The following is a 19,504-nucleotide window of genomic DNA, read 5'->3' on the forward strand; positions in this document are numbered from 1 at the left end:
CTGTTCGGTTCACTGTTCGGCGGCGCCGCCGATGACCTGATTCAGGGCCTCTTGGTTGATGCTCACGCCAAGGCTCTTTTCGAGGCCGGTCACGTATTCGCCGATGACGTCGTCGGAATAGGCGTTCTGCAACGTGCTGGTGAGAGCCTGCGTCTGAGGCGCGGTCGCATCGAAGGTCGGCTGCGTCACTTCCACGACGCGGAAGACGAAGCGCTGCGTCGCGTCGTCGCCTTCGGCCGTGCCGGCGCTGCCCTTCGCCGTCGTGAACGCGGCATCGAGCAGCTTCGCCGAAACGTTCGGGGTGGGGCGGCCGCGTTGCAGGTCCTTCGCGTTCTGCACGGTCACGCCGCTCTCCGTCGCGAGCTCGGCGATCGGTGTTCCGGCCTTGAGCTTACCGAGCAGTTCGTCGGACTTGGCCTGCAGCCGCTTGGCGATCTCATCGTCGCGCCAGCGGGTGGCGACCTGCTCGCGGACTTCGTCGAGCGGGCGGTCATGAGCCGGCGTGACGCCGGTCACGTCGTAATAGAGAAAACCACCGTTGGGCAGTTGCAACGCCTCGGTGTCGGCGCCGACATCGGTGCCGAACGCGGTGTTCACGACGTTCGCGACATTCGGCAGCCCCTCGACCGGCTTGCCGTCGGGGCCTCGGCCGGAGCGGTCGATCGCCGCGATGTCGATCGATTTCAGGCCAAGCTTCTTGGCCGCTTCGGCGAGCGTCGCACCGCCGGCGCGTTCGTCTTCGATCTTGTCGCGCAACTCGCTGATGGTCGAGCGCGCGCGGCTTTCCGCGAGCTGCTGCTTGATCTCCGCGGCGACGTCTTCGTAGCTCTTCTGTTCGCCGGGCTCGATCTTGCCGACGGTGAGCAATACGGTGCCGAAGCGGCCTTTGACCGGCTGGCTGACCTCGCCCGGCTTGAGCGCGAAGGCGGCGTTGGCGACCGCGGGGTCGATGATGCCTGTCTTCTCGACCATGCCGAGATCGGTGTCGGAGGCCTTGAGCTCGCGCTCCTTGGCGATGTCGTCGAACGTCGCGCCTTTTTCGATCTTCTCGCGCGCCGCGGCGGCATCGGCCTCGTTCGGGAATACGATTTGCCGCAACTCGCGCTTCTCCGGCTTACCGAACGAGCTCCTGTTCTGCTCGTAATAGGCCTTGGCGTCGGCATCGGACACTTCGTTCGGCTTGGCCAGTTCGGCCGGCGACAGCGTGACCAGCGTCAGCTTGCGATATTCCGGCGCGCGGAAGAGCACCTTGCGCTCGTCGAAATAGGCGCTGAGCTGTTCGGGCGAGGGCTGCGGCACGTCGCCGGCCTGCGCCGCGCCGAGTGCGAGATAGTCGATATCGCGCCGCTCGTTCTGAAACTGGTTGATCGCCTGCAACATCGCCGACGGCGTGCGCAGGTCGCCGCTGACGCTCTGGGCGATCTGCCGGCGCAGCAACACGCGACGCTGTTCGTCCACGAACCGCGTTTCGGTGTAGCCGGCATTGCGGATGAGCGCCTCGAAGCGGGCGCGGTCGAACTGGCCGTTCGGCGCCTTGAAGTTCGGATCGTCCATGATGCGGCGCGCGATCTCGGCGTCGGACAGGCCAAGGCGCAACGTGCGGGTTTCCTCATCCAACGTTGTTTCCGCGACCATCTGGCCGAGGATCTGGCGGTCGAGACCGAGCGCGCGGGCCTGATCGGGCGTAACCGCACGTCCCATCTGCCGGCCGATCTGCTGCAGGCGGTCCGTGTAGTACTGCCGGAACTGCTCGATCGAGATTTCGGTGCCGCCGACCTTGGCGACCGCATTGCGGCCGAAGCCACGGAAGATGTCGCCGATGCCCCAGATGGCGAAGCTGATGACCAGCACGCCCATGACGGTCGCCATGATGGCTTTGCCGACCCAAGTCGAGGAGACTTTTTGGATACCGCGGAGCATGCGCGCGTTTCTTCCCAGGCTTAGATGTCGATGAACCAGAAGGAGGGTGGAGCGGGCCCTTTTAAGGCCGGGGTCAACTCGTTGCAACTCAACATGGATCGGCTGCGACCAACGGGCGCTCGGGGGAAGCCCTGGCGCATGCGGGACGGGTCTGGTAACCGCAGCGCCCAGAGGGGTTCAAGAAAAGATGGCAGTTCACAAGATACGTCCGCTGGTTGCGGGCAATTGGAAGATGAACGGGCTCACGGCCTCCGTCGGTGAGCTGAGCAAGATGGCGGCGGGTGTCGGCGGGTTGCATGCGGACCTCATGATTTGTCCGCCCGCGACCCTGATCGCGGCCTTTGCCAAGGCGGCCCAGGGCTCGCCCATCGCCATTGGCGGCCAGGACTGTCACGCCGCGGCTTCCGGTGCCCATACCGGCGATATCGCCGCGGAAATGCTGGCGGATGCCGGGGCGACGGCCGTTATCGTCGGTCATTCCGAACGCCGCACCGATCACCATGAAACCGATGCCCAGGTGAAGGCCAAGGCCTTGGCGGCCTGGCGGGCGGGACTGATGGCTATCGTTTGCGTGGGTGAGACCCGGGCTGAGCGCGAGGCCGGCAAGACGCTCGACGTGGTCGGGGGGCAACTCGCCGGCTCGCTGCCTGATGGCGCGGCGGCGACGAACCTGGTGGTCGCCTATGAGCCGGTCTGGGCCATCGGCACGGGCCTGACGCCGACGCCGGCGGATGTCGCCGAGGTCCACGGCTTTATCCGCAAGCGGCTGACGGAGCGTTTCGGCGAGGAGGGCGGCGCCGTCCGCATCCTCTATGGCGGCTCGGTCAAGCCGTCGAATGCCGGCGAATTGCTCACCATCGCCGACGTGAACGGCGCCCTGGTCGGCGGCGCCAGCCTCAAGGCCGAGGATTTCCTCGGGATTGCGGCGGTTTACCGCTGACCGCCGGTGGGGTGGAAAACGCCAAGGTGATCGTGTAGACACCGCCGCGAATTCCTATATGGAGCGCGTGGACGCCGGCTTGCCGGGGCGGGCCCGCGCGGCTTTTGAACGGATTTGGTCTTATGCAGCACGTCATCATCGTCATTCATCTGATGCTCGTTCTGGCGCTCATCGGCGTGGTGCTGTTGCAGCGCTCGGAAGGCGGCGGCCTCGGTATTGGCGGCGGTGGCGGCGGCTTCATGAGCAGCCGCGGCACGGCCAACGTGCTGACGCGGGCGACCGCCATCCTGGCGGGACTGTTCTTTGCGACCAGCCTGATCTTGTCGATCCTGGCGGGTATGGACCGCAGGCCGACCTCGATCTTGCAGGGTGGCCAGAGCGGCCCGACCGCGCCGATTCCCGGCGGCGCCGTGCCGCCGCTCGGCGGCCAGGGGGGCCTGCTCAACCAGCTTCAGGGGGCGCCATCGGCTCCATCGGCGCCAGCGGCGCCGTCCGGCCCACAAGTGCCGCAGTCGCAGTAAGCGGGTTCAACGAAGGGCCGGGAAATCCGGCCCTTCGGCGTTATGGGGTAAGCGAGAGCGTGAAGAGAGTGATGCAAGCGCCGGTAAAATTTGAGAGTTCACAGGCTGCGCACAGGCGCGAGGCGGTCATTCGCTTTTCGCGCTCGTCGAATCGATTCGGGGGGACTAAAGGTTAGGTCCCATGGCGCGGTACATTTTCATCACCGGCGGCGTGGTCTCTTCACTCGGTAAGGGTCTCGCATCCGCAGCACTTGGCGCGGTCTTGCAGGCGCGCGGCTACAAGGTCCGCCTGCGCAAGCTCGACCCTTATCTCAACGTCGATCCCGGGACGATGTCGCCGTATCAGCACGGCGAGGTCTTCGTCACCGATGACGGCGCCGAGACCGATCTCGACCTCGGCCACTACGAGCGCTTCACCGGCCGCCCGGCGAGCCGCCAGGACAACATCACCACCGGCCGCATCTACCAGGACATCCTGACCAAGGAACGCCGCGGCGACTATCTCGGCGCGACCATCCAGGTCATCCCGCACGTCACCAATGCCATCAAGGACTTCGTCCGCGAGGGCAACGAAGGCTACGACTTCGTGCTGGTCGAGGTGGGGGGCACCGTCGGCGACATCGAGGGTCTGCCGTTCTTCGAGGCGATCCGGCAGCTCGGCAACGACCTGCCGCGCAACCACGCCGTCTATGTCCACCTGACCTTGCTGCCTTACATCCCGAGCGCGGGCGAACTGAAGACCAAGCCGACCCAGCACTCCGTGAAGGAGTTGCGTTCGATCGGCATTCAGCCCGACATCCTTCTGTGCCGCACCGACCGGCCGATCCCGGAGGGCGAGCGGCGCAAGCTGGCGCTGTTCTGCAACGTGCGCGAAAGCGCCGTGATCGAGGCGCGCGACGTCGACAACATCTATGCCGTGCCGGAAGCCTATTCGGCCGAAGGGCTCGACCACGAAGTGCTGGCCGCTTTCGGCATGGAGCCGAAGCAGGCGCCGCATCTCGAGCGCTGGCGCGAGATCAACGAGCGTGTCCGCAATCCGGAAGGCGACGTCACCATCGCCATTGTCGGCAAGTACACCGGCATGAAGGACGCCTATAAGTCGCTGATCGAGGCGCTCTCGCACGGCGGCATCGCCAACAAGGTGAAGGTCAATCTCGACTGGATCGAGTCCGAGGTGTTCGAGAACGAAGACCCGGCGCCGTTCCTTGAACACGTCAACGGCATCCTCGTGCCCGGCGGCTTCGGCCAACGCGGCGCCGAGGGCAAGATCCGCGCGGCGCAGTTCGCGCGCGAGCGCGAGGTGCCGTATTTCGGCATCTGCTTCGGCATGCAGATGGCTTGCATCGAAGCCGCCCGTAACCTGTGCGGCATCGCCGAGGCCAATTCGACCGAGTTCGGCGCGACGAACGAGCCGGTCGTCGGCCTGATGACCGAATGGCTCCGGGGCAACGAATTGCAGAAGCGCGCGGCCGGCGGCGATCTCGGCGGCACCATGCGGCTGGGGGCTTATGAAGCGCACCTGACGCGCGGCAGCCGTGTGGCGGAGATCTACGGCTCGACCGACATCTGGGAGCGCCACCGCCATCGCTACGAGGTCAACACGGCCTACAAAGGCCGCCTCGAGCAGCACGGCATGCGTTTCTCAGGGATGTCGCCGGACGGCATCCTGCCGGAGATCGTCGAGTACGCGGATCATCCGTGGTTCATCGGCGTGCAATTCCATCCCGAGCTCAAATCGCGGCCGTTCGAGCCGCATCCGCTGTTCGCCTCGTTCATCGAAGCCGCGGTGGTGCGCAGCCGTCTGGTCTAACGCACACGCGATCGACATGGTTGGCCACGGAGCTTCGCTCCGTGGCCTTTTTGTTTTCAGAAGCGATCAGGACTCTTTCACTTCAAGCGCGCCGCTCGCGAACAGCAAGCCGGCGACGCCGGCGCCGATCAGCGGCGCGACGATGAACAGCCAGATCTGCGCGAGCGCCGTCGGGTTGGTCGCGGCGCCGATGATCGCCGGTCCGAGCGAGCGCGCCGGGTTCACCGAAACGCCGGTGACGTTGATGCCGACGATGTGGATCACCGTCAGCGTCAGGCCGATCGCGAGGCCCGCAAGGCCTTTGATATGAAGCGGGTTGCTCTTCTGCGTGACGCCGAGGATGCAGACGAGGAACAGGAACGTCGCCACCGCTTCGAAGACGAAGGCCGACGTCGTGTTGTACTCGCCGAGATAGCCTGCGCCCCAGCCATTCTGGCCGAGGCCGCCATTCCATCCGGATGCTTTGCCCGACAGGATCAGATAGAGCACCGCCGCGCCGGCGATGGCGCCGAGCACTTGCGCGATCACGTAGACGATGAGTTCGCCGAACGACATCCGGCCCGCGACGAACACGCCGAAGCTGACGGCGGGATTGACGTGACAGCCGGAGACCGGACCGATGCCGTAAGCCATCGCGACGATCGCCAATCCGAACGCGAAGGCGATGCCGAGAACGTCGATTGCCGTTGGACCTTTGCCCATGCCGGCAATGACGGCCGCGCCGCAACCGAAGAGCACCAAGGTGAACGTGCCGATGAACTCCGCGAGTGGTTTTTGCATTGAGGTATTCCCAGTTGATTCTAATGGCCTAATTTGCGCCTAAATGTGGATAATGTCCTTGGCTGCGCGTTCGCCCTCAACAGCAATCGCCGGCGCGCGGGCGCGTATCGGCACGGCTCTGGATCGCGGGAGGCCCGCGGCTTAAGGTCGGCGTCATGCCCCGCGGTCTCGATCATATCGTTCATGCCGTGCGCGACCTTGACGCCGCGGCCGCGCTCTATCGCAGCCTCGGTTTCACCGTCGGTGCGCGCAACAAGCACCCTTGGGGCACGCACAATCACATCGTGCAGACGCCGGGCTTTTTCATCGAACTGGTGACTTTCGCCGAGCCGGACAAACTCGGCGACGACGGCTTCTCCAAACTGTTCGCCGCCCATAATCGTGACTTCATCGCGCGCGGTGACGGCCTTTCGCTGTTGATCCTGGAGTCGGCCGACGCGGCGGCGGACGAAGCCGCATTCCGCAAGGCCGGAATTGCCGGCTCGCCCGCCATGCGCTTCGAACGCGAAGGCAAGCGACCCGACGGCACGACGGTGAAGGTCGGCTTCTCGCTTGCCTTCGCCGACGACCAAGCCGCACCCGATATTCACTTCGCGACCTGTCAGCAGCATTTTCCGGAGAACTTCTGGAATCCGGCGTTTCAGCAGCACGCCAATGGAGTGAAGGCCGTGGCCGGTGTCGTCGCGGTCGCGCGCGATCAGGATGTGCATCGGCGCTTCTTTGAAGATTTCACCGGCGCGCCGGCGACCTCGATCGACGGCGGCTTTTCGATTGTCACACCGCGCGGTGTCGTTGACGTTCTGACGGCGGCCGCTTTCCTGCATCGCTTCGGCGTCAAAGCGCCGGAGATGCGCGGCGGGCTGTGGCTCGCGGCCCTTCGGTTCTTCGTTGCCGATGCCGCGCCGTTGCAGGCGCTGCCGGAGCTGGCCGGCCTCGGCGGCCTCTATGCCGGCAATCCAGCCGTCGTCGGGGCCGAGGATGCGATGGGGGCGGTCCTGGTATTCGAGCCTGGCTGACGTTGGTTGGTTGACCGGGCGGTCCGGCCGCTCCATGGTCCGGCCGCGAGCACGACTCTTGGACAAGTCTTTGGACCAGACCCTCATTCCGAACGCTATTGTGACCGTTGGCGCGGCGCGCTTCGGTAACGATCTGCCGCTGGCGCTGATTGCCGGCCCGTGCCAGCTCGAGAGCCGCGCGCACGCGCTGGAAATGGCCTCCGCGCTCAAGGAGATCGCTGCCAAGGTCGGCGTGGGCCTCGTCTACAAGACGTCCTTCGACAAGGCCAACCGCACGTCGGCGAAAGCCAAGCGCGGCCTCGGGCTCGATGCGGCGCTGCCGATCTTCGCCGAGATCCGTGACAGCCTCGGCCTGCCGGTGCTCACCGACGTGCACGAGGCCGAACAATGCGCGCGCGCCGCGCAGGCGGTCGACGTGCTGCAGATCCCGGCGTTCCTGTGCCGGCAGACCGATCTGCTGATCGCTGCCGCCAACACCGGCAAGACGGTGAATGTGAAAAAGGGCCAGTTCCTCGCGCCCTGGGACATGCAGAACGTGGTCGCCAAGATCACCGGCGCGGGCAACCGCAACGTGATGGTGACGGAGCGTGGCGTGTCCTTCGGCTACAATGCGCTGGTCTCGGACATGCGCGCCTTGCCGATCCTCAAGCGCACAACCGGCGCACCCGTCATCTTCGACGCCACGCATTCGGTGCAACAGCCGGGCGGGCAGGGGACGTCGTCAGGCGGCGAGCGCGAATTCGTGCCGGTGCTGGCGCGCGCGGCGGTTGCCGTCGGTGTCGCCGGCGTGTTCATCGAAACGCATCAGGATCCCGACAAGGCGCCTTCCGACGGCCCCAACATGGTGCCGCTGAAAGAGATGGAAGGTCTCTTGCGCACGCTCGTCGACTTCGACCGCCTCGCCAAGCGCTAGGCGGGGCTGGACGGTTCATGAATCGCGTTCTCAATCTTATTGCGCTCATCGGCTTTGCCAGTTCGCTGTTCACGCGCACGGCCGACCCGATCATTCCGCAGATCGCCGCGGGCTTGCATGTCGAGCCCGCGACGGCGGCGCTGCTGTCAACCGCCTACGCGCTGCCTTACGCGCTGGTGCAGCCCGTCCTCGGTGTGCTCGCCGATATGTTCAGCAAGGCCCGCCTGATGCTGATCTGCCTGGCCGTGCTGGCCTTGGCGTCGCTGGTGTGCGCGCTGTCGACGAGCTTCGAGATGCTGATCGCGGCCCGCGTCGTGGCGGGCCTCGCCTCGGGCGGCACGGTGCCGATCGCACTCGCTTTCGTCGGCGATCTGGTGCCCGTCGCCGGCCGGCAACTCGCGATCAGCCGCGTGCTGTTCGCCTTGATGACTGGCAACCTATTGGGCGCTTTCGGCGCCGGCGCCTTGGCCGACCTGTTCGACTGGCGCGCGGTTTTCATCGTCATGGCGGGGCTCGGTTTCGCGACACTCGCGGTCGCGGTTCCGGGGCTCCGCGGCGTCGGCAAAGCGGGCGGCAAGTTCGACCTCAGCAGCATCGGGCCGAACTACCGGACCATCTTCTCGCATCCGCTGGCCAAGATTTGCTTCGGCGCGGTCCTGCTCGAAGGCGCCTTCATGTACGGCGTGTTCCCGCATATGGCGGAACTGCTGCATCAGGCCGGCGAGACGCGCGCCTCGATCGCCGGTCTGGTGATCGGCGGTTTCGGCATTGGCGGCGCCGCTTATGCCTTCATCGTCCGATGGCTGCTCTCGCGCGTCGGCGAGACGTGGATGATGCGCTCCGGCGGCATGGCGATGGGGGCCTGCCTGGTTGTCATTGCGCTCCGTTTGCCGTGGCCGTTCGAATTCGCGAACTTCATGGCGCTCGGCCTTGCCTTCTACGTGCTGCATGCGGTGATCCAGGTCTATGCCAGCGAGCTCGCGCCGGCCGCGCGCGGCTCGGCGCTGGCGCTGCACTCGTTCTTCTTTTTCTTAGGCCAAGCGGCGGGACCGGCGATCTACAACGTCGGTTTTGCCTTCGCCGGTGTGGGGCCGAGCCTCATTGTCGGTGCGGTGATCTTGGCCGTCACGGGCCTTGTCTGCGCGGCCAAGCTGCGGCGGCCGCCGATCGTCTAACCGCGCCCGCGATAGGGCGCGACGCCCTGGTCGGGCACCCACATGTCCTTCGGCAACTTGCCGGCCTGCCAGAACACGTCGATCGGTATGCCGCCGCGCGGATACCAATAGCCGCCGATGCGCAGCCATTTGGGCTCGAGCAGCTTGAACAGCCGTTTGCCGATGGCGACCGTGCAGCCTTCGTGGAAGTCGCCGTGATTGCGGAAGCTGACCAGATAGAGCTTCAGCGACTTCGACTCGACCAGGTATTTGTTCGGCACATAGTCGATGACGAGGTGCGCGAAATCCGGCTGGCCGGTGACCGGGCAGAGCGTCGTGAACTCCGGCGCGGTAAAGCGCGCGAGATAGTTGGTGTCGCGGTGCGGGTTCGGCACGCGGTCGAGCACGGCCTCGTCCGGCGAGGCGGGGATGACGGCCGGCCGGCCGAGTTGCAGGGGCGTAGTCTTCTTGGCCATGGCGGCAGCCTTTCACCGATTGCGCCACGCCGGTCAAGGGCGGGTGACGACGGGATGACAGCCGCCGCGCCGGCGCCCCTTGGCGAGGGGCCGCGCCATCCTGTAGAAGCCCGGCATATTCCCCGTTCTCCCTACCGCCGGAACCGAAGTAACCCATGACCGCCATTGTTGACATCATCGGCCGCGAAATCCTCGACAGCCGCGGCAATCCCACCGTCGAAGTCGATGTGCTCCTGGAGGACGGTTCGCTCGGCCGCGCCGCGGTCCCGTCGGGCGCCTCGACCGGCGCGCACGAGGCGGTCGAGCTGCGGGACGGCGACAAGAAGCGCTATCTCGGCAAGGGCGTGACCAAGGCCGTGGATGCCGTCAACGGCGAGATCTTCGATGCCATCGGCGGCATGGAGGCGGAAACCCAGGCGCAGATCGACGAGACGCTGATCGAGCTCGACGGCACGGCGAACAAGGCTCGCCTCGGCGCCAACGCCATCCTCGGCGTGTCGCTGGCGGTAGCCAAGGCGGCGGCCAATGCCGCCAACCTGCCGCTCTACCGCTATGTCGGCGGCACGGCCGCGCGCCTCCTGCCGGTGCCGATGATGAACATCGTCAACGGTGGCGCGCATGCCGACAACCCGATCGACTTCCAGGAATTCATGATCATGCCGGTGGGCGCCGAGAGCTTCAGCGAAGGCCTGCGCGCCGGCGTTGAAGTCTTCCAGACGCTCAAAAGCGAGCTGAAGGCGGCGGGTCACAACACCAATGTCGGCGACGAGGGCGGCTTCGCGCCGAACCTGAAGTCGGCCGAGGACGCGCTCGACTTCGTCATGAAGGCGATCGAGAAGGCGGGCTACAAGCCGGGTCAGGACGTCATGCTGGCGCTCGACTGCGCCTCGACCGAGTTCTTCAAGAACGGCGCTTATGTCTACGAAGGCGAGGGCAAGACCCGCTCGAAGAAGGAGCAGGCCGAGTATCTCGCCAAGCTCGTCGGCGCCTATCCGATCATCTCGATCGAGGACGGCATGGCCGAGGACGATTTCGAAGGCTGGAAGCTCGTCACCGATCTCATCGGCAAGAAGTGCCAGCTCGTCGGCGACGATCTGTTCGTCACCAATGTCACGCGCCTGTCGCAGGGCATCAAGGATGGGCTCGCCAACTCGATCCTGGTCAAGGTGAACCAGATCGGCACGCTGACCGAGACCTTGGCCGCGGTCGAGATGGCGCATAAAGCCGCCTACACGGCCGTGATGTCGCATCGCTCCGGCGAGACGGAAGACTCTACCATTGCCGATCTCGCGGTCGCGACCAATTGCGGCCAGATCAAGACGGGGTCGCTGGCGCGTTCGGATCGCACGGCCAAGTACAATCAGCTGCTGCGCATCGAGGAACAGCTTGGCGAACAAGCCAAATATGCCGGCCGGAGCGTGGTCAAGGCGGCGCGCTGACGCTCTTTAAAGTACCTCCAAGCGGCAACGTTACGCACGTGGCCGCTTGTCACGGGCGCCAAATCACACCAGATTGCGGGGCCGTTATAGTCGGTTTCACCGAGAGGCCCCGCATGGATCAGACCGTATCGCTGGCCCGCAACGACCGGGCGCGAGTCGTCGATCAGCTCGCGGACTACGTCGTTCGCTCTATCGACACCGCCCGGGCGGTCGAGAAGCCATTTTTTCATCTCGAGTTCGATCACGTGTTCCCGCCGGACATGTACGCCAAGATCCTGGCGTTGATGCCGGAGTCGCGCGACTACCGGCCGATGCACGGGCGCAGCAAGGGACACGACCTGGACGACGGTACCCATACCCGGGTGAAGATCGACCTGTTCCCCGAATACATCCGCAATCTGCCGCCGGAAAAGAAGGCGCTGTGGGATGTGGTGGGCCGTGCCCTTTGCTCGGAAAAGGTCAAGCAGGCCTTCATCCGGCGGCTCGGACCGGGCCTGTCGAAGCGGTTCGGGGCGGATTTCGCCAAGGTCGGCATGTATCCGATTCCGATTCTGACCCGCGACATCCCGGGCTATCTGATCACGCCGCACACCGACACGCGCTGGAAGGGAATCACCGTCCAGCTCTACTTGCCGGCGGATGACGCCAACACCGACATCGGCACGATCTTCCACGACGTGCTGCCGGACGGCTCCAAGCCCAAGCATTCGCAGATGCGGTTTGCGCCCAACACCGGCTACGCCTTTGCCGTGGGCAGCGACACCTGGCATTCGGCGGACGCGGTTCATGACCGGGTGAAGACCCGCGACTCGATTCTGCTTACTTACTTCGTGGACCAGGGCGTGCTGAAGGTGCTCCGCAACCGCGGCAAGCGGCTGGGCAACTTCGTCCTCAACGAGATCCGGCAGCGGGTGTAGCGCCGCCGGGAGCGGCAGTGTGCCACGGCCGGGAAGGCGGGCCGGCGCTCGATAATCTCCAGGGCGCGGTGGGACATTAAAGCCGCCTTAACGGCCGTGCGGCATTTTGGCTGCATGGTTTCCCATCGTCGCCGCCGCGCCATTCTGACCGCGCTCGGTCTCTATCTCTTTGCCGGTGCCTTCATCGGCTATTTTGGCATGAACGCCTATAGCGGCAACCATGGCCTGCGCGCGCAGAAGGACCTCGAGCAGCAGCTCGCCTCCATGCAGCAGGAGCTGCAAACGCTGAGGGCCGAACGCACCGACTGGGACCGGCGAGTCGCTCTTCTGCGATCTGATCGCATCGACCCTGATATGCTCGATGAGCGGGCTCGCAAGCTGCTCGGATTCGCCGACCCGCGTGACTTGACGCTTCTCCTGCCGCCCCGCTGACATTTGATTGCAGTGCAGCATAGCGCATTGCGCGCTGGCGCGTTCTGCTGACAGGAAATTGCGTCGGCCTACGTTAGCGCGCAAGCAAATGGCCGCGCCGGTGGCACTGCAAAATCGCCGCAGAATCCTTTTGGAGGATTGGGCGTTATCGCTATGCGGCGGTGGCGCAGGCCCATGAATTTTTGATGATGTCGACGCATATAGTCGCGCAGTGTCGCGCTTCCGCCGTTACGCGAAGTACGCTATGGGACGGAACGAAGCCGGTTGCGCCATTCGTCGTAAGGAGTGCCCATGGCGGTCGCTAAGAAATCCCAGAGCACAGATGAGAAGGAACCGGTCCCGCAAGGGGCCGTCGCCGACTTCAGCAAGCAGCAGGAGCTCGACGCTTATCGTACGATGCTGACCATCCGCCGCTTCGAGGAGAAGGCGGGTCAGATGTACGGCATGGGTCTGATCGGTGGTTTCTGCCATCTCTATATCGGACAGGAAGCCGTCGTCGTCGGCATGCAGATGGCGCTGAAGGACGGTGACCAGGTGATCACCGGCTACCGCGATCACGGCCACATGATCGCCTGCGGCATGGAAGCCAAAGGCGTGATGGCGGAGTTGACCGGCCGCGCCCACGGCTATTCGCGCGGCAAGGGCGGCTCGATGCACATGTTCAGCCGCGAGAAAAATTTCTACGGCGGGCACGGCATCGTCGGCGCGCAGGTGCCGCTCGGTACCGGCCTTGCCTTCGCCAACCGTTATCGCGGCAACGACAACATCTCGCTCACGTACTTCGGCGACGGCGCCGCCAACCAGGGCCAGGTGTACGAGAGCTTCAATATGGCCGAGCTGTGGAAGCTGCCGGTCATCTACATCATCGAAAACAACCGCTACGCCATGGGCACGGCGGTCAACCGGGCTTCAGCGCAGACCGACTTCTCCAAGCGTGGCGCTTCTTTCAACATTCCGGGCGAGCAGGTCGACGGCATGGACGTGCGCGCCGTGAAGGCCGCCGGCGAGCGCGCCGCGGAATGGTGCCGGAGCGGCAAGGGGCCGTTCATCCTCGAAATGCTGACCTACCGCTATCGCGGCCATTCGATGTCCGACCCGGCGAAGTACCGCACGCGCGAGGAAGTCGACAAGGTGCGCACCGCGCACGATCCGATCGATATGGCCCGGGCGCGTATCCTGGAGAAGAAGTTCGCCAAGGAAGACGAGTTGAAGAAGATCGACGCCCAGGTGCGCGATCTGATCAACGAGGCGGCGGAGTTCGCCACGCACGATCCCGAGCCGGATGTCGCCGAGCTCTACACCGACATCTACCGCTGAGTTCAAGTGTCCGTTGAAGGCCGATAGCCGGGCCCCGAGGAAACAGAATAGCCCATGCCGACCGAAGTATTGATGCCCGCGCTTTCGCCCACGATGGAGAAGGGCAACCTCGCCAAGTGGCTTAAGAAAGAAGGCGACACCGTCAAATCCGGCGATGTGATCGCCGAGATCGAAACCGACAAGGCCACCATGGAAGTGGAGGCTGCCGACGAAGGGACGCTCGGCAAGATCCTCGTTCCTGAGGGTACCGCGGACGTCGCGGTGAACACGCCGATCGCCGTCATTCTCGGCGAGGGCGAGGACAAAGGCGCCATTAAAGCCGCCGCACCCGCAGCCCAGCAGAAAGCCGCCGAATCCGCTCCTCCCGCTAAATCCGAAACGACCGAAGCCAAGGCGCCCGCCGCACCGGCGCCCAACCAAGAGCAGAAGGCGCCTGAAGCGCCCCTCGTCAAAGCCGCCGCCGATCCCAGCATTCCCGAAGGCACCGAGATGGTCACCATGACCATGCGCGAAGCCTTGCGCGACGCGATGGCCGAGGAGATGCGGCGCGACAAGGACGTCTTCGTGATGGGCGAAGAGGTCGCCGAATATCAGGGCGCCTACAAGGTGACCCAGGGCCTGTTGCAGGAGTTCAGCGCCGCGCGCGTGATCGACACGCCGATCACCGAGCAGGGCTTTGCCGGTCTCGGCGTCGGCGCCGCGCTTGCCGGCCTCAAGCCGATCGTCGAGTTCATGACGTTCAACTTCGCCATGCAGGCGATCGATCAGATCATCAACTCGGCGGCCAAGACTCTGTACATGTCCGGCGGTCAGATGGGCTGCTCGATCGTGTTCCGCGGCCCGAACGGTCCGGCCGCGCGTGTGGCCGCGCAGCACAGTCAGGATTACTCATCCTGGTATTCACACATCCCCGGCTTGAAGGTGGTGTCGCCATCGACCGCCGCCGACGCCAAGGGGCTGCTTAAGGCCGCGATCCGCGATCCGAACCCGGTGATCTTCCTGGAGAACGAGCTTCTCTACGGCCATTCGTCGCCGGTGCCGAAGCTCGATGACTTCGTGCTGCCGATCGGCAAGGCCAAGATCGCGCGTCCGGGCAAGGACGTGACCATCATCTCCTGGTCCATGGGCATGAGTTACGCGCTCAAGGCGGCCGAGGAGCTGGCGGGCCAGGGCATCGACGCCGAGGTGATCGACCTGCGCACGCTCAAGCCGATGGATACGGAAACGATCGTCGAGTCGGTGAAGAAGACCGGCCGCGCCGTAACGGTGGAAGAGGGCTGGGCCCAGTCCGGCGTCGGCGCCGAGATCGCCGCGCGCCTCATGGAGAACGCCTTCGACTATCTCGATGCGCCGGTCGCGCGCGTGTCGGGCAAGGAGGTGCCGATGCCTTACGCCGCCAATCTCGAAAAGCTCGCGCTGCCGTCCGCCGCCGAGGTGGTCGAAGCAGCCAAAGCCGTCTGCTACCGGTAACCGTCGCCCATGCCCACTAACATTCTCATGCCCGCGCTGTCGCCCACGATGGAAAAGGGAAACCTTGCCAAGTGGCTGAAGAAGGAAGGCGACAAGGTCAAATCCGGCGACGTGATCGCCGAGATCGAGACCGACAAGGCGACGATGGAATACGAGGCGGTGGACGAAGGCACCATCGCCAAGATCGTGGTGCCGGAAGGCACGCAGGACGTCGCCGTGAACGCGGTCATCGCCGTGCTCGCTGCCGACGGCGAGGATGTGAAGGCCGCGGCGTCGTCAGGAGCTGCTGCGGCCAAGCCGCAGGCGGCTGCTGCTCCCGCAGCGGCCGCTCCCAAGTCCGTTGAAGCCAAGCCTGCTGAAGCCAAGCCCGCGCCTGCGGCACCGGTGGCTGCGGCTGCCGCACCGCAAGCGGCGGCGCCGAAGCCCACCACGACTGGCCGCGTTTTCGCTTCGCCGCTGGCGCGCCGGCTCGCCAAGGACGCGGGCATCGATCTGTCGCGGGTCGACGGCTCGGGTCCGCATGGCCGTGTGGTTGCGCGCGACATCGAAGAGGCAAAGTCCGGCAAGGGCCTGCGCGCCGCGCCCGTTGCTGGCGCAGCGGCGGCACCTGCCGCCGGCGCTCCGGCACCGGCCCTGTCCGACACCCAGATCCGCGCGCTGTACGAAGAAGGCTCCTACGACTTCGTGCCGCATGACGGCATGCGTCGCACGATCGCACAGCGGCTCACCGCCGCGACGCAGTCGATGCCGACCTTCTACCTCACTATCGACTGCGACATCGGCAAGCTCACCGCCGCGCGCGAGGAGATCAACGCGTCGGCGCCCAAGGGCGCGGACGGCAAGCCGTTGTTCAAGCTTTCGGTCAATGACTTCGTCATCAAGGCGCTGGCGCTTGCCCTGCAACGGATTCCGGAGGCCAACGTCTCCTGGGCCGAGAGCGGCATGCTCAAGCACAAGCATTCCGACATCGGCGTCGCTGTGGCGCTGCCGGGCGGCCTGATCACGCCGATCATCCATAAGGCCGAAACCTTGTCGCTGTCGGCCATCTCCAATGCGATGCGCGATCTCGCCGCGCGGGCGCGGGCGCGCAAGCTCAAGCCGAACGAGTACCAGGGTGGCACGTCGTCGGTGTCGAACCTCGGCATGTACGGCATCAAGGACTTCACCGCGGTGATCAATCCGCCGCAGGCGTCGATCCTGGCGGTCGGCACCGGCGAGGAGCGGGCGGTGGTGCGGGGCGGCCAGATCGTGCCGGCGACCATCATGTCCTGCACTTTGTCGTGCGATCACCGCGCCATCGACGGCGCGCTGGGCGCCGAGCTGATCACCGCGTTCAAGACCTTGATCGAAAACCCGGTGATGATGGTGGTGTGAGCTTTCTTACCCTCTCCCCTTGAGGGAGAGGGTGGCTGAGCGCCGCAGGCGCGAAGCCGGGTGAGGGGTGCTTAGTTCGTCACGCGATAGCAGGACCCCTCACCCGGCTCCTCGCTTCGCTCGGAGCCACCCTCTCCCTCAAGGGGAGAGGGGAAAGAGAAGAAGCATGGCCGACACATCTTTCGACATCATCATCATCGGCGCCGGTCCCGGCGGTTACGTCACCGCCATCCGCGCCGCGCAACTCGGTTTCAAGGTCGCGGTGGTGGAGCGCCAATTCCTCGGCGGCATCTGCAACAACTGGGGCTGCATTCCGACCAAGGCGCTGCTGCGCTCGGCCGAGATCTATCACTACATGACGCATGCCAAGGACTACGGCCTGGCGGCGGAGAACGTGAAAGCCGATCCGGCGGCGGTGATCGCCCGCTCGCGCGGCGTCGTGAACCGGCTCAATACCGGCGTCGGCTTCCTGTTCAAGAAGAACAAGATCACCACGATCAAGGGCGAGGCGGTGATCGACGCGCCGGGCAAGATCACGGTGAAAAACTACGACTCGCCGCTCGTGAACATGCCGAAGGACGCGCTCGGCGCCGGCACCTATCAGGCCAAGCACATCATTGTCGCCACCGGCGCGCGGCCGCGCACGCTGCCGGGCCTCGAGCCGGACGGCAAGCTGGTCTGGACCTATTTCGACGCGCTCGCCGCCACCAAGTTTCCGAAGTCGCTGCTGGTGGTCGGCTCCGGCGCCATCGGCATCGAATTCGCCTCGTTCTATCGCACCATGGGTGCCGAGGTGACCGTGGTCGAGGTGCTGCCGCAGATCCTGCCGGTGGAGGATGCCGAGATCGCCGGCGTCGCCCGCAAGCAGTTCGAGAAGCAGGGCATGAAGATCATCGCCGGCGCGAAGGTCACCAAGCTCGACAAGAAGGCCGACAGCGTCACCGCCACCATCGAGGCGGACGGCAAGACGCAGCAGATCACGGTCGATCGCGTCATCGCCGCGGTCGGCGTCGTCGGCAATGTCGAGAACCTCGGCCTGGAGAAGCTCGGCGTGAAGACCGAGCGCGGCACCATCAAGATCGACGACTTCTGCAAGACCAACGTGCCGGGCATCTACGCCATTGGCGACGTCGCGGGCCCGCCGATGCTGGCGCACAAGGCCGAGCACGAAGGCATCATCTGCGTCGAAGCCATCAAGGGCCTGCATCCGCACCCGATGGACAAGCTGAAGATCCCGGGCTGCACCTATTGCCATCCGCAGATCGCCTCGGTCGGGCTCACCGAGGCCAAGGCGAAGGAGGGCGGCCGCGACATTCGCGTCGGCCGCTTCCCGTTCGTCGGCAACGGCAAGGCGATCGCGCAGGGCGAGGATCAAGGCCTGGTCAAGGTCATCTTCGACAAGAAGACCGGCCAGCTCCTCGGCGCGCATATGGTCGGTTCGGAGGTCACCGAGCTCATTCAGGGCTTCGTCGTGGCGATGAATCTCGAGACGACCGAAGAAGAATTGATGCACACGATCTTCCCCCATCCGACGATTTCGGAGACGATGAAGGAAGCGGTGCTGGATGCTTATGGGCGCGTGCTGAACATGTAGCTTTGCTGCGTCATGCCCGGCCTTGCGCCGGGCATCCACGTCTTAGGGCATCGCTGCAAGGTAAGGCGTGGATGGCCGGGACAAGCCCGGCCATGACGATGCGGAAAGGACTGGAAGACACATGGCCAAGTTCGACAGCATTCTCGACACCGTCGGCCGCACGCCGGTCGTCAAGATCAACAAGCTGGCTCCGGCCGGAGTCAATCTCTACGTCAAGGTCGAGGCCTTCAACCCGCTCGGCTCGGTGAAGGATCGTCTCGCGCTCGGCGTTATCGAGGCGGCGGAGAAGTCGGGCGAGCTCAAGCCCGGCATGACGGTGGTGGAAGCGACCTCCGGCAACACCGGCATCGGTCTTGCCATGGTCTGCGCCGCCAAGGGCTATCCGCTGGTCATCACCATGGCGGAAAGCTTCTCGGTCGAGCGCCGCAAGCTGATGCGCTTCCTCGGCGCCAAGGTGGTGCTGACCCCGGCGGCCGAGCGTGCCTTCGGCATGGTCAACAAGGCGCAGGAACTGGCCAAGACGCATGGCTGGTTCATGACGCGCCAGTTCGAGAACGAAGCCAATCCGGACATGCACGAGCGCACCACGGGGCGCGAGATCGTCGACGATTTCGCCGGCGAGCGGCTCGATTACTGGGTCACCGGCTTCGGCACCGGCGGCACGCTGACCGGCGTCTCGCGCGTGCTGCGCAAGGAGCGGCCCGAGACCAAGATCATCGTCTGCGAGCCGTCCGACGCGCCGATGCTCGCCTCCGGCGTCGCGCAGGAGCGCAATGCCGACGGCACGCCGGCCAAGCCCCATCCTGCCTTCAAGCCGCATCCGATGCAGGGCTGGAGCCCGGACTTCATCCCGCGCATCACCGGCGAAGCCGTCGACGCGAAGGCGTTCGACAAGCTTCTGTCGATCGCCGGCCCCGAGGCGATGAAGTGCGCCAAGGCGTTGGCGCAGCAGGAAGGCATCTTCGTCGGCATCACCTCCGGCGCGACCTTTGCCGGCGCGCTGGAAGTCGCGAGACAGGCCGAGCCTGGCTCGACCATCCTGTGCATGCTGCCCGACACGGGCGAGCGCTATCTGTCGACGCCGCTGTTCGGCGATGTCGGCGCTGACATGTCGGAAGACGAGCTGAAGATTTCCAATTCGACGCCGAGCAACCGCCTGCCGCCGAAGGCGTAAAAGGGGGGCATTATGGGCATTATCGCTTGGATTATCGTCGGGCTCGTCGCCGGCTGGCTGGCGCATATCATTCTCGGCGGCCGCGGCGGCCTGTTCGGCAATCTTGCCGTCGGCCTGATCGGGGCCATCGTCGCGGGCGCCATTCTGCCGCGGCTCAACATCATGATCCGGCCCGACTTCATCGGCAACCTGATCAGTGCCACCATCGGCGCGGTGGTTTTCCTGTTCATCTGGCGCGCGATCCGGCGCGCCTGAAC

The 19,504-nt window shown here is 65.2% G+C and carries 18 protein-coding genes; 15 read left to right on the forward strand and 3 right to left on the reverse strand.

Going from position 1 to position 19,504, the window contains the following annotated elements; all coding sequences use genetic code 11:
• Nucleotides 1-9: 9 nt before the first annotated feature.
• Nucleotides 10-1,920: a SurA N-terminal domain-containing protein gene (locus tag DW352_RS04615; RefSeq protein WP_115688955.1), complete on the reverse strand. Its 1,911-nt coding sequence runs from the start codon at nucleotides 1,918-1,920 to the stop codon at nucleotides 10-12.
• Between the two features lie 187 nt (nucleotides 1,921-2,107).
• Here DW352_RS04615 and tpiA point away from each other — a divergent pair, with 187 nt between their 5' ends.
• The 3 genes from tpiA to DW352_RS04630 all read left to right on the forward strand — a co-directional run bounded on the left by tpiA (nucleotide 2,108) and on the right by DW352_RS04630 (nucleotide 5,191).
• Nucleotides 2,108-2,860, forward strand: coding sequence for a triose-phosphate isomerase (gene tpiA, locus DW352_RS04620; protein WP_115688957.1), 753 nt, complete (start codon nucleotides 2,108-2,110; stop codon nucleotides 2,858-2,860).
• Nucleotides 2,861-2,982: 122 nt separating this feature from the next.
• Nucleotides 2,983-3,381, forward strand: a complete 399-nt coding sequence (gene secG, locus DW352_RS04625; protein ID WP_115688959.1) for a preprotein translocase subunit SecG — start codon at nucleotides 2,983-2,985, stop codon at nucleotides 3,379-3,381.
• A gap of 181 nt (nucleotides 3,382-3,562) precedes the next feature.
• Nucleotides 3,563-5,191 carry a CTP synthase gene (locus DW352_RS04630; protein WP_115688961.1) on the forward strand — a complete coding sequence of 543 codons (1,629 nt, stop codon included), beginning with the start codon at nucleotides 3,563-3,565 and terminating at the stop codon, nucleotides 5,189-5,191.
• Between the two features lie 66 nt (nucleotides 5,192-5,257).
• Here the strand turns inward: DW352_RS04630 and DW352_RS04635 are convergent, their stop codons facing one another.
• Entirely contained in the window at nucleotides 5,258-5,971 is a 714-nt protein-coding gene (locus tag DW352_RS04635) for an MIP family channel protein (protein WP_115688963.1), read from the reverse strand.
• A 155-nt stretch (nucleotides 5,972-6,126) separates the two neighbouring features.
• On the opposite strand from DW352_RS04635, the gene DW352_RS04640 reads away from it, so the two are divergent.
• The 3 genes from DW352_RS04640 to DW352_RS04650 are packed head-to-tail and all read left to right on the forward strand — an operon-like array spanning nucleotide 6,127 to nucleotide 9,075.
• Nucleotides 6,127-6,987, forward strand: a complete 861-nt coding sequence (locus DW352_RS04640) for a VOC family protein (RefSeq protein ID WP_115688965.1) — start codon at nucleotides 6,127-6,129, stop codon at nucleotides 6,985-6,987.
• A gap of 34 nt (nucleotides 6,988-7,021) precedes the next feature.
• Entirely contained in the window at nucleotides 7,022-7,900 is an 879-nt protein-coding gene (kdsA, locus tag DW352_RS04645; RefSeq protein ID WP_115688967.1) for a 3-deoxy-8-phosphooctulonate synthase, read from the forward strand.
• A gap of 17 nt (nucleotides 7,901-7,917) precedes the next feature.
• The gene (locus DW352_RS04650) at nucleotides 7,918-9,075 is read left to right on the forward strand and encodes an MFS transporter (protein ID WP_115688969.1); all 1,158 of its coding nucleotides are present in this window, start codon (nucleotides 7,918-7,920) and stop codon (nucleotides 9,073-9,075) included.
• On the opposite strand, the gene queF is transcribed toward DW352_RS04650, so the two are convergent.
• A complete protein-coding gene (gene queF, locus DW352_RS04655) occupies nucleotides 9,072-9,530 on the reverse strand; it encodes a preQ(1) synthase (RefSeq protein ID WP_115688971.1) in 459 nt (152 codons plus the stop codon). The two genes, DW352_RS04650 and queF, sit on opposite strands and share 4 nt — an antisense overlap.
• A 155-nt stretch (nucleotides 9,531-9,685) precedes the next feature.
• Here queF and eno point away from each other — a divergent pair, with 155 nt between their 5' ends.
• The 9 genes from eno to DW352_RS04700 all read left to right on the forward strand — a co-directional run bounded on the left by eno (nucleotide 9,686) and on the right by DW352_RS04700 (nucleotide 19,502).
• A complete protein-coding gene (gene eno / locus DW352_RS04660; RefSeq protein WP_115688972.1) occupies nucleotides 9,686-10,969 on the forward strand; it encodes a phosphopyruvate hydratase in 1,284 nt (427 codons plus the stop codon).
• Between the two features lie 113 nt (nucleotides 10,970-11,082).
• On the forward strand, nucleotides 11,083-11,886 hold the full coding sequence (locus DW352_RS04665) for a hypothetical protein (protein WP_115688974.1): 804 nt from the start codon (nucleotides 11,083-11,085) through the stop codon (nucleotides 11,884-11,886).
• A gap of 114 nt (nucleotides 11,887-12,000) precedes the next feature.
• Entirely contained in the window at nucleotides 12,001-12,318 is a 318-nt protein-coding gene (locus DW352_RS04670) for an FtsB family cell division protein (protein ID WP_115688976.1), read from the forward strand.
• A gap of 396 nt (nucleotides 12,319-12,714) precedes the next feature.
• Entirely contained in the window at nucleotides 12,715-13,635 is a 921-nt protein-coding gene (gene pdhA, locus DW352_RS04675; RefSeq protein ID WP_425374650.1) for a pyruvate dehydrogenase (acetyl-transferring) E1 component subunit alpha, read from the forward strand.
• Nucleotides 13,636-13,689: 54 nt separating this feature from the next.
• Nucleotides 13,690-15,105: a pyruvate dehydrogenase complex E1 component subunit beta gene (locus DW352_RS04680; RefSeq protein ID WP_115688980.1), complete on the forward strand. Its 1,416-nt coding sequence runs from the start codon at nucleotides 13,690-13,692 to the stop codon at nucleotides 15,103-15,105.
• Between the two features lie 9 nt (nucleotides 15,106-15,114).
• Nucleotides 15,115-16,479 carry a pyruvate dehydrogenase complex dihydrolipoamide acetyltransferase gene (locus DW352_RS04685; RefSeq protein ID WP_115688982.1) on the forward strand — a complete coding sequence of 455 codons (1,365 nt, stop codon included), beginning with the start codon at nucleotides 15,115-15,117 and terminating at the stop codon, nucleotides 16,477-16,479.
• Nucleotides 16,480-16,645: 166 nt separating this feature from the next.
• Entirely contained in the window at nucleotides 16,646-18,073 is a 1,428-nt protein-coding gene (gene lpdA / locus DW352_RS04690; RefSeq protein ID WP_115688984.1) for a dihydrolipoyl dehydrogenase, read from the forward strand.
• 121 nt (nucleotides 18,074-18,194) lie between these two features.
• The gene (gene cysK, locus DW352_RS04695; protein WP_115688986.1) at nucleotides 18,195-19,247 is read left to right on the forward strand and encodes a cysteine synthase A; all 1,053 of its coding nucleotides are present in this window, start codon (nucleotides 18,195-18,197) and stop codon (nucleotides 19,245-19,247) included.
• Nucleotides 19,248-19,259: 12 nt separating this feature from the next.
• Nucleotides 19,260-19,502 carry a GlsB/YeaQ/YmgE family stress response membrane protein gene (locus tag DW352_RS04700; protein WP_115688988.1) on the forward strand — a complete coding sequence of 81 codons (243 nt, stop codon included), beginning with the start codon at nucleotides 19,260-19,262 and terminating at the stop codon, nucleotides 19,500-19,502.
• The last annotated feature ends 2 nt before the right edge of the window (nucleotides 19,503-19,504 follow it).

It is taken from the genome of Pseudolabrys taiwanensis, assembly GCF_003367395.1.
In the GTDB taxonomy this organism is placed as follows: domain Bacteria; phylum Pseudomonadota; class Alphaproteobacteria; order Rhizobiales; family Xanthobacteraceae; genus Pseudolabrys; species Pseudolabrys taiwanensis.